At 54.0% G+C, this 9847-nt stretch carries 8 protein-coding genes and 1 tRNA gene; all 9 read right to left on the bottom strand.

Going from position 1 to position 9847, the window contains the following annotated elements:
* Positions 1-147: 147 nt before the first annotated feature.
* Positions 148-224 (bottom strand) — tRNA-Met (locus tag HJG40_RS11820).
* Between the two features lie 154 nt (positions 225-378).
* Complete coding sequence (locus HJG40_RS11815; protein WP_215864377.1) at positions 379-1422, bottom strand: L,D-transpeptidase family protein; 1044 nt, start codon at positions 1420-1422, stop codon at positions 379-381.
* Positions 1412-1651 (bottom strand): Rho-binding antiterminator, encoded by a 240-nt coding sequence (locus tag HJG40_RS11810; RefSeq protein ID WP_215864376.1) that lies wholly within the window; start codon positions 1649-1651, stop codon positions 1412-1414. Before HJG40_RS11810 ends, HJG40_RS11815 begins: the two co-directional genes overlap by 11 nt.
* Positions 1652-1657: 6 nt before the next feature.
* Entirely contained in the window at positions 1658-2923 is a 1266-nt protein-coding gene (gene serS / locus HJG40_RS11805; protein ID WP_215864375.1) for a serine--tRNA ligase, read from the bottom strand.
* Entirely contained in the window at positions 2916-4241 is a 1326-nt protein-coding gene (locus tag HJG40_RS11800; RefSeq protein WP_215864374.1) for a replication-associated recombination protein A, read from the bottom strand. The genes serS and HJG40_RS11800 overlap by 8 nt, the downstream gene beginning before the upstream one ends.
* A 26-nt stretch (positions 4242-4267) precedes the next feature.
* Positions 4268-5323, bottom strand: a complete 1056-nt coding sequence (locus tag HJG40_RS11795) for an OmpP1/FadL family transporter (RefSeq protein WP_215864373.1) — start codon at positions 5321-5323, stop codon at positions 4268-4270.
* An 18-nt stretch (positions 5324-5341) separates the two neighbouring features.
* On the bottom strand, positions 5342-6016 hold the full coding sequence (gene lolA, locus HJG40_RS11790) for an outer membrane lipoprotein periplasmic chaperone LolA (RefSeq protein WP_215864372.1): 675 nt from the start codon (positions 6014-6016) through the stop codon (positions 5342-5344).
* Entirely contained in the window at positions 5988-8318 is a 2331-nt protein-coding gene (locus HJG40_RS11785; protein WP_226857420.1) for a DNA translocase FtsK, read from the bottom strand. Before HJG40_RS11785 ends, lolA begins: the two co-directional genes overlap by 29 nt.
* Before the next feature lie 103 nt (positions 8319-8421).
* On the bottom strand, positions 8422-9847 hold a 1426-nt coding region (locus HJG40_RS11780; RefSeq protein WP_215864371.1), incomplete at its 5' end, for an APC family permease.

Here is a 9847-nt window from a genome sequence, read left to right as displayed (position 1 = left end):
CCAGGATCAAACTCTTAAGTTCAATCCATACAATTTGTTCAACTTCCGCCATATTCAGTACGATAAATCATACTCAATACAGCTTGGGCCTAAACCCCACACATCTCCACTCGGCTTTTAAAGAACGAAACTGCATACTGCGAATCTTGGTAGCGGGGGTAGGATTTGAACCTACGACCTTCGGGTTATGAGCCCGACGAGCTGCCAAGCTGCTCCACCCCGCAACAGGGTCGACTATCATACTAGGTAAGTTATTTTACTGTCAATACCTAGCTGCTTTGTCGCTCTCTTTCAGGACCGTTGCCCCGTCGAGAGAGCGCACTATACATGCGGGTCTGGGGGTGTGCAAGCACTTTTTTTTGAATGTTTTGTCCTTCATTATTTCGGCGTATTTCCAATGCTTACTGGTGCTGGTGGCGGCGTAGCAGTATTTGCATTGTCGCCATAGGGGGCAAAATCATAGGGTTGCGCGCTTAACTGGTCTGCCACCGCCTGCAGGTCAGGCGTATGGATATTGATGGCTACGGGTACGGTATTCGGTTTCTGCACCAGATTGATGACACGCTGCCAGTTGATGGTCCAGCCCTGATGCTGACTGCTACTGAATGCGGTAATGGCATCCACGGCACGTTGCTGGTTATTTCCGCCCTTATGGTAGGCCTCAACCGGTTCAAAGCTTTGCAAGTACAAGTTTCCGTTACCATTGCTACCCACAACGTAGGGCTGGTCGATGGTTCTGACCGGGGTGCCGACCTTGACCATCTTGAATAACTGCACTTCGTTTTCAGGATACACATGAAAACAACCATGACTGACCCGCATCCCTACACCCCAAGGCTTGTTGGTTCCGTGGATGAATATTTGCGACCAGCCGGTTTCTAGGGCCAGCTCGCCCATTGGGTTGTCGGGACCTGCCGGGAAAAACGCCGGGATGGGTTCTCCCGCTTTGGCATGTTCTTCCTGGATATTTTTCGGAACTGTCCAGGTCGGGTTTTTCACCTTGGCGATGATTTTTGTGCTCCCCACGGGGTCTGGCCATTTGGGACGGAATATACCTACCGGAAAGGTGTACACGACTTTCTGATCTGCGGGGAAATAAAACAGGCGGCGAGCCGGTATATTGATAATAATGCCTTGCCAGGGCTTGGGCGGCAGAACATATTCGGTCGGCACCAGCACCCGGGTGCCCGCACCGGGCAACCAGGGATCTACACCCGGATTGGCCGCCCTGATTTCGTTATATCCCACGTCGTAGTGGCGGGCGATGTCGAGCAGGGTATCCTGATGACGTGCCAGCACTACCTGCAGCTGACCGACCATATTGCTCCCGGCTGGAGGGAGAGGAAATTCGGCTGCAAAGGCGCAAGTTGCATCCAGCAGCAAGCCGCCACACAGAATAAAACGAATGAGCTTAATGTTCATGAAGAGAGGATTCCTGAAGATGATCGATGAGGGTGAGATCAATAACTCGTTCTTGATGCGTACGCCGTAGTTTGAGCCACTCGCGCCCATCAGCCGTCCAGACATCCAGAATTTGTCCCGTCAACTGGCTGCCATCGCGCATTTGCATAACGACAGTTTTATGTTGCAAGGCTGCCAGCTCCAGAGCGCTGTGCAAGGCGCAGCTAACGGGCACATAGGGGTCACACATCGGTTTTTATGCTCTGAGTATTTCCATGCCGCCCAGATAAGGGCGCAAGACTTCGGGAATGTGTACGCTCCCATCGGCCTGTTGATGATTTTCAAGCAAGGCCACCAGGGTCCGGCCAATGGCGAGAGCAGAACCATTGAGAGTATGCGCCAACTGCGGCTTACCATCCTCGCCACGATACCGAAGCTGCAGACGACGGGCCTGAAAGCTTTCAAAATTACTACAGGAGCTGATTTCCCGATATTGACTTTGCCCCGGCAACCACACTTCGAGGTCATAAGTCCGGGCAGCACTAAAACCCATATCCCCCGCACACAATGCCATTACCCGATAAGGCAGCTCCAGTAACTGCAATATTTTTTCGGCATGCCCGGTGAGTTCTTCCAGAGCGGTGGCCGAATCTTGGGGGCGGACAACCTGCACCAGTTCTACCTTGTCAAATTGATGCTGGCGAATCATGCCCCGGGTATCGCGACCATAAGCCCCCGCTTCACGCCGGAAACAGGGCGTATAGGCACAAAACCGCTGAGGAAGCGTGCTAACGATTTCACCGCGCAACAAGTTGGTCAGGGGCACTTCGGCAGTTGGTATGAGGTAATAGGGATCATCGCGCAGCGCAAAAAGATCTTCTTCAAACTTGGGTAATTGACCGGTGCCGAACAAGGATTCGGCATTCGCCAAAAAAGGCGGGGCGATTTCTGTGTAGTCATGGGCAGTGACGTGCAGGTCCAGCATAAATTGGGTCAAAGCCCTTTCCAGTCGGGCACCCAGACCCCGTAACACGACAAAACGGGCTCCGGCCAGGCGCACCCCTGCTGCAAAATCGAGAATCCCCAATGCCTCACCCAGGTCCACATGATCTTTGGGTGTAAATGAAAATTCACGAGGCGTTCCCCAATGTCTTACCGGTACGTTATCGGCTTCATCACGTCCATCAGGGACGGAAGCCTGGGGAATATTGGGCAGGCTGCTGACCAGCGCCTCCCATTGCTGCAGCACGACTTCCAGAGACTGCTCCAGGGCCTTGATGGTTTCTCCATACTGCCCCGCCGCATTTTGCATTTCCGTGGTATCCAACCCCTGCCGGCGCGCCTGCGCAATTTCACGAGAGGCCTCATTACGGGCGTTGCGCTGTTCTTCCATCTGAATTTGCAACGATTTTCGCTGTTGATCCAGGGTAGTCAAGGCAGACACATCGAGCTTGAAATGACGACGGGCCAGTCCAGTAGCAACAGCTTCCGGTTCATTGCGCAGCAAATTAGGGTCAAGCATGCGGAGTTTTCTCTTGGGTAGTTGAACGATGGGCGCGAATCCAGCGCAGACGCTCCTGAATACGCGTTTCCAGGCCACGTTCGCTGGGATCATAAAAACGGGTTCCAATTAGCCCCGCCGGAAAATATTCCTGATTGGATGCAATAGCATCCGGATAATCGTGATCGTATTGATATTCTTTGCCGTAATCCAGTGTTTTGAGTAATTTGGTCGGGGCATTGCGCAAATGCAGGGGGACCTCCTGACTGCGGCCCGCTTTCACCAGGGCCTGGGCCTTGTTCCATGCCATATAAACCCGATTACTTTTGGGACTGCTGGCCAGGTAAACCGTCACCTGGGCCAGGGCCAGTTCACCCTCGGGACTACCCAGAAACTGATAGGCGTCCCTGGCTGCCAAAGCCATTTCCAGCGCCCGAGGATCGGCGAGACCAACATCTTCTGAAGCCATTCTGACCAAGCGCCGGGCCAGATAGAGGGGATCGGCCCCACCATCCAGCATTCTTGCCAGCCAGTACAGGGCAGCGTCGGGATCAGAGCCTCGCAGGGATTTATGAAAAGCAGAGATTTCGTCGTAAAAGGCTTCGCCACCCTTGTCAAAACGGCGCCAGCTTTGCCCGGTTGCGGCAATCAGCACCTGGGCCGTGATTTTGACCGTATCCTCATGCCGCTCGGCAAGTTGCACGGCCAGATCCAGCAAATTGAGAAGCCGGCGGGCATCCCCATCTGCAGCCTGCAGCAAGCCCTGTCGCAACTCCGGCGGAAAATCAATGGCGCTTCCGCCCAGGCCCTGGGTTTTATCACTCAGCGCCCGCTCCAGAATATGCGCCAGATCGGCGTCTTCCAGAACCTTGAGCACATAAACCCGTGCTCTGGAAAGCAGCGCGTTGACGAGAGCGAAACTGGGATTTTCAGTCGTGGCCCCAATCAGGATGATAACGCCCTCTTCCACGTAAGGAAGCAGAGCATCTTGCTGGGTTTTGTTGAAACGATGGATTTCGTCAATAAAAAGAACAGTTTCTTGCCCTTGAGCCCGGGTCTGCTCGGCGCTGCTGATGGCGGCGCGGATTTCCTTGACACCAGTGTTAACCGCCGAAAGAATTTGAAACTGACACCCTGCTGAGCGCGCCAACAACTGAGCAAGGGTGGTTTTACCAATGCCCGTTGGGCCCCATAAAATCATGGAATGGAGATGCCGGGAGCGCAACATGGCACTCAGTGGTCCGTTATCGCCTAAAAGATGCTTTTGACCGACATAATCTTCCAGGCTCTGGGGTCGCAGTCGCGCCGCCAGAGGCCGGAGATCATGCGTGGTACTCAAGCAGGAAGCTCCGTTGCTGCCCTGACTCAAAAATTCCGGGAAATAGCTGCACCAAAATTAAAGGTACTGGCTTTATATGTGCCCGCATAGGAATCGGCATAGGAAGTCGTATTACCGGAAAGCGCATAGGAAGCGCCGAGATCGTACTGCCAATGTCCCAGTCCAATACCCAATCCGAAGGACAGCAAATTACTGCTGGGTGCTGGTGCGGCGGCCTGAATACTGCTGCCACCCGTGGGGCTGTCTTCATGGGCGAGACCACCACGCAGGGCCAGATACTGACTGAAGTGGTAGCTCAAACCCAAACGATAGGCGAGCGCCGATTTCCAGCCCAGATTACCATATCCCGGCAAGCGGGTATTACTCCAGTCATTCCAGTCTACATCCAGTTCCGTAGCAAAAGCTGGCGTAAAACGGTACCGCACGCCAGCCTGAAGACGGCTGGGCAGACTGATGTCTCCTCCCAAATTGGCAGTTGAGCGATAACTCAAACCGGCATTAAAAGTTTCGGTGGTGTAAAACAAGCCAACATTACCACCCACACCGCCACCATTACCTGATTTTTTAGGGAAATTGGCGCTCAGACTTTGATAATAATCCACACCCGCACCAATGCTTAAATTGGGCAGGATCATATAGGCCACTCCGGGATTGATGTCGATGATGCGCAGATCATTTTTATCGGGGGTGGTCTGTGACGTTCCAAAAGTCCCTGCAGGCCAGGTTGAATTAATGCCGTAAGGAGATGTAATGCCCAAGCCAAGCGCCAAAGGCAGGTCGTTGAAACGGTGGGTTACAAACAAGTTGGGCATAATCAGGAGATTATTACTGGCGCCCTCACCATTTCTTTTATAGCTGGGCTCTGATGCTACCACGTCCAGACTGGCGCGAGTCCCCGGGAAAAACACCATATCTGCTGGATTAACCGCAAAACTGCTGACGGGGCCGGCATCGGCTACCGTGGCCCCCGCTTCGGAAAGTCCCACCACCGATGTGGGCACCGCAAATCCCGATGCCTGGGCCTGCACACTGACGAAAACTCCCAAGGCAAGCAGGGTCAAAGCAATTTTGGTATTACGCATGAACGACTCCAGAAAAATTTATTGCGAAAGAACATCTACTCCGGCCGGAGTCGTAAACTGGAACTCCTGACCCGGAATGGTATGATTAATTTCTACATGCGTGAAATGCAGGACAGTCTCCTGCTGGAAGGCGTCTTCCATACGCATTTCCTTGAGGATTCCTGCCGCATCAAAACCCAGGCGCAACGCAGTAAAACCCTGGTCCTGACCGTTTTTAGGACGCAGCAACAACCAGTGAAGCTGATTTTTGACACCCAGATCACTGATGTTGAAACGCTGACTCAAGTCATCATTTCCGGCAATCAAGGCAGCGGGGGTGGATCCCAGCGCCTTGCCCAACGGTTGAACGGTTACCTGTTGCAGGGCGGGCTCATACAACCAGACCTTCAGCCCGTTGGAAACGATGGTCTGTCCATTGGCGCCACTATAATCCCAGCGAAATTTACCGGGCCGGGAAATCCACAAGGTACCGCCGGCTTTTTTGACAATCTGACCATTATGGTTGGCCACTTCCTGGCTGAATTGCGCGGTAATGGTGTGCGTACTCTGAAAAAAATGATGCAACATATCCAGACCGGAGGCGGCATTCGCCCAGGCACTCCAGCCCAGCAAGCAGGCCGCGCCCAGTGTTTGCATATAGCGTGAAAAACTACGCCGCTTTAATTCAATCACGACTGGGTGGTGCTGCTGCATAAATTTCTCTGCTCCCGTTACTTTGCAAAGGGCCAACAACACCCACTCTTTCCATTTCTTCGATCATGCGTGCGGCGCGATTATAGCCTACCTTCAGTTGGCGCTGCACGTAAGAAATGCTGGCCTTGCGACTGGTGGTGACAATAGCCACCGCCTGATCGTAAAGGGGATCAGCATCTTCACCTCCGCCACCATCGATATCCTCACCATCTATACTTTCACCACCCTGTAAAATGCGCTCATCATATTGGGGTGCACCCAACTGGCGTAAGGATTCCACTACGCGATGGACTTCATCATCACTCACAAAAGCGCCATGCACGCGCTGGGGATAACCGGAACCTGGCGGCAGATACAGCATATCCCCCTGACCCAGCAGGGTTTCTGCACCCATCTGATCAAGAATGGTGCGTGAGTCAATGCGGGAAGAAACCTGAAAGGCAATACGGGTTGGGACATTGGCCTTGATCAGGCCGGTGATTACATCTACAGAAGGACGCTGGGTAGCCATAATCAGATGCAATCCTGCCGCTCTGGCTTTTTGGGCGAGCCGGGTAATCAGGGTTTCCACCTGCTTGCCGACCACCATCATCAAATCTGCAAATTCATCAATAATCACTACAATAGCTGGCAGCTTGCTCAAGCTGATTGGTTCGCCATCCAGATCCTTGTCGGGACCCGGCAGAGGCTGTCCTGCACTCAGGGCTTCCTGAACTTTTTGATTATATCCGGCAAGATTACGCACCCCGACAAAAGCCATCAGCTTGTAACGTCTTTCCATTTCGGCCACACACCAGCGCAGCGCATTGGCCGCCTCTTTCATATCGGTGACCACCGGCGCCAACAGATGGGGAATGCCCTCATAAATGGACAACTCCAGCATTTTGGGATCAACCATGATAAGGCGCACCTCTTCAGCAGTCGCTTTGAAGAGAATGCTGAGAATCATGGCGTTGACACCTACCGATTTACCCGCACCGGTGGTACCTGCTACCAAAAGATGCGGCATTTTGGCGAGGTCAGCCGAAACAGGCTGACCACCAATATCCTGGCCCAAAGCCAAAGTCAGGAAACTTTTACTGTGGCTAAAACCGGAGCTGGAGAGAATTTCAGAAAGTCTTACGGTGCGTCGCTTAGGGTTGGGCACCTCAATGCCCATGGTCGCCTTACCCGGAATCGCTTCTACTACGCGTACCCGGGCTGCCAACACCCGCGAGAGATCCTTGCTGAGCCCGGCCACCTGGCTCACCTTGACGCCGGGAGCGGGCTCAATTTCAAAGCGGGTAATTACGGGACCAGGATTGGCAGCGACTACCGAGGCCTGGACGCCAAAATCCGCCATTTTCTCTTCCAGCATGCGCGACTGCTGGGCGAGTGTTTCTGGATCCAGTTGTCCCGTGGGATCCATAGGATCTGCCGGGTCCAACAGTGCCAAGTCGGGAAGACCATCAGCCCGAGGCGGACCAACTGGTGCTGGTAGCGGCATCTGCCGGATATTTTTAGGTGCTGATGAAGCAGTCATTGGACGCGATTTTTTTGCCGCAAAAAAACCAGGGGTTTTCTCAACAGCCGGTTTTGCTTTTTCCGGAATCGCTGCCGGAATCGGCGCTGCAACCCTGGTTTGCGACGGTTCTGGCTGCCGCCGCGAGAAGCGGGGCAAATGCACACGCGCGAACACGTTCAGGCCACTCAGCCGGTTCAATTCCTGCTGGGATTTCGCCAGCATTTCCCGTGGTCCAAGGCCCGTCAGCAAAAACAGGCCGAAAACAAGTATCGCAAAAAACAGCAATGCACTTCCACCGGAACCGATGAGGGGCTGAAACAACTGAGCAATTTCCTGGCCCACAATACCACCGACAAGGGTTCCGGTGACCGACCACCAGGCAGATGGCCAAACTATCGCCAAAAATGTCATCAAGCCCAGGAAAATGGCCAGCCCTCCCACCGGGGCAAGGCGACGGCCGGGCCTTTGGCGAAACCAGTGATTCCAGAGTTGCGCGACCCACCCGAGTAACGCCAGAGGGAGCAACCAGGCCGACATCCCCAAAAACTGCACCAGAAACTCTGCCAGATAAGATCCAGCTTCTCCTCCCCAATTTTGTACAGTCTCGCCTTTACCACTGTTGAACCAGCTGGGATCTGCGGGAGAAAAACTCAGCAGGGACATGGCCATGAATAGGGCGATGGCCAGCATGACCAGTAACAGGGCTTCACGGCGCCAAGGTTTTTTGGGCATGGCTTTGGATGGCCCGGCCGGGGTCGGTCGGGTGGTTCGGGAGGGATTACGGGCAGCAGAACTCATGCTCGCAAGCTAAACGAGGCATACGCCAGTGTCAAGCTTCGGTAACAGAAGAAACACTTACAAATGGCGCTGTTAGCGTCTCATAATAAAGCATTCGGAGAACTCATTGCGGGTCACGAATAGTACCCAGATAGTGCCGATGATCGGGATGAATGCGGCCATGAATCCGGAACACATAGGCCAGAACCAAAAGTGTAAAACCCAGCCAGGCGGCCAACGACCAGTCCAGTGGATAGGCCAGCGGGACAATGGATTCATATAACACCCACCAGAACAGACCGGTGGCCACGACTGGCAGGAGAAAATGATAGAACAGACGCGTGCTGGTTCCTTCGTGATCCGCATGGGCCAGACGCATCAAGGACACATTCATGAAGGTATGGGCGGTGACCAGACCAAACAGGACTGCCGTGGTCAGAACATTAAAGCCATTACTGGCCCCAAATACGGCGACGGCCAGCACCGCAACAACAATGGTCAGCCCCGTAATGACCGAAATGCTGCGTTGCGGAGCCTGGGTACTGCTGACCTGGGCAAAGCGTTCGGAAATCAGCGCATCGCGACCAATGGCAAATAGTACCCGGGAAGAGCTGTTCAGCAAGGCAAGACTATCGGCCATGGCACTATTAATGGCGAGAATGACCAGCGCGATGCCACCCACCGGGCCAAGATAACGCAAAAATACGGTCACACCAGGCGCGTCGGCATTGGCAAAACTCGCCATATCGGCGGGACCCCAGCCAACGGTCAAGGCGTAGGCAGAAAGCACCAGCGCTGCGCCCACCAGGGTCAAAGACAGTAATGCCGCCTTACCGATGAGCCTGCCACGCTGGGTTCGGGGTCCGCGCACTTCTTCGCCGAGGGGCGTGTGGCTGCCTATCCCGATAAAACTGGTGATGGCGAAAATCATACCCATGGCTACGCCCTTGAAACCATCGGTCGGAATACTAAACGGGGCCAGAGGATGCACGGGTGCCGCTTTGACAATAATAATCATGGACGCCACTACCAGAAACGCCACTTCCACAAAACTGGTAATAGCCACCACGCGAATACTGGGGCGAATCCCGGAAATACTGAGTAACCACGGAATACCAATGAAAAATACAATAGATACCAACCAGAACCAGGCAGGTAAGGGATAATCCAGACTTTTTGCCAGCCCCGGCAGAAACACCCCACCCACATAAACCGGAATAGCAGCAACACTAAGCAACTGGTAGAACACCACCATGAAACCGGTCAGCAAGGCAGGTCTGGCCCCCAGACCCGCCGCCACATAGGCGTAGTATCCGCCTGCTGAAGCACGATGCTTACTGAGGTGATAAATAGTGTTCATTTCGATGAACATGAGCGCAAAAGCCCAAAGATAAGACAGGGGTAGAGCCACCAGTGCAAAGGCCGCACCCGCCGTCATGAAGGCCACCACATCACAGGTGGGTGCCATACCGGAAATACTCTGGCTGATCAGCCCCCAGAGACTGACCACGTCTTCTTGCAGGGTTTCGGGAGCGGCGGATACTTTTTCC

The sequence above is a fragment of the Acidithiobacillus concretivorus genome, from assembly GCF_018853445.1.
GTDB classification, from domain to species: domain Bacteria; phylum Pseudomonadota; class Gammaproteobacteria; order Acidithiobacillales; family Acidithiobacillaceae; genus Acidithiobacillus; species Acidithiobacillus concretivorus.
This window is presented reverse-complemented; position numbering and strand designations above follow the sequence as displayed.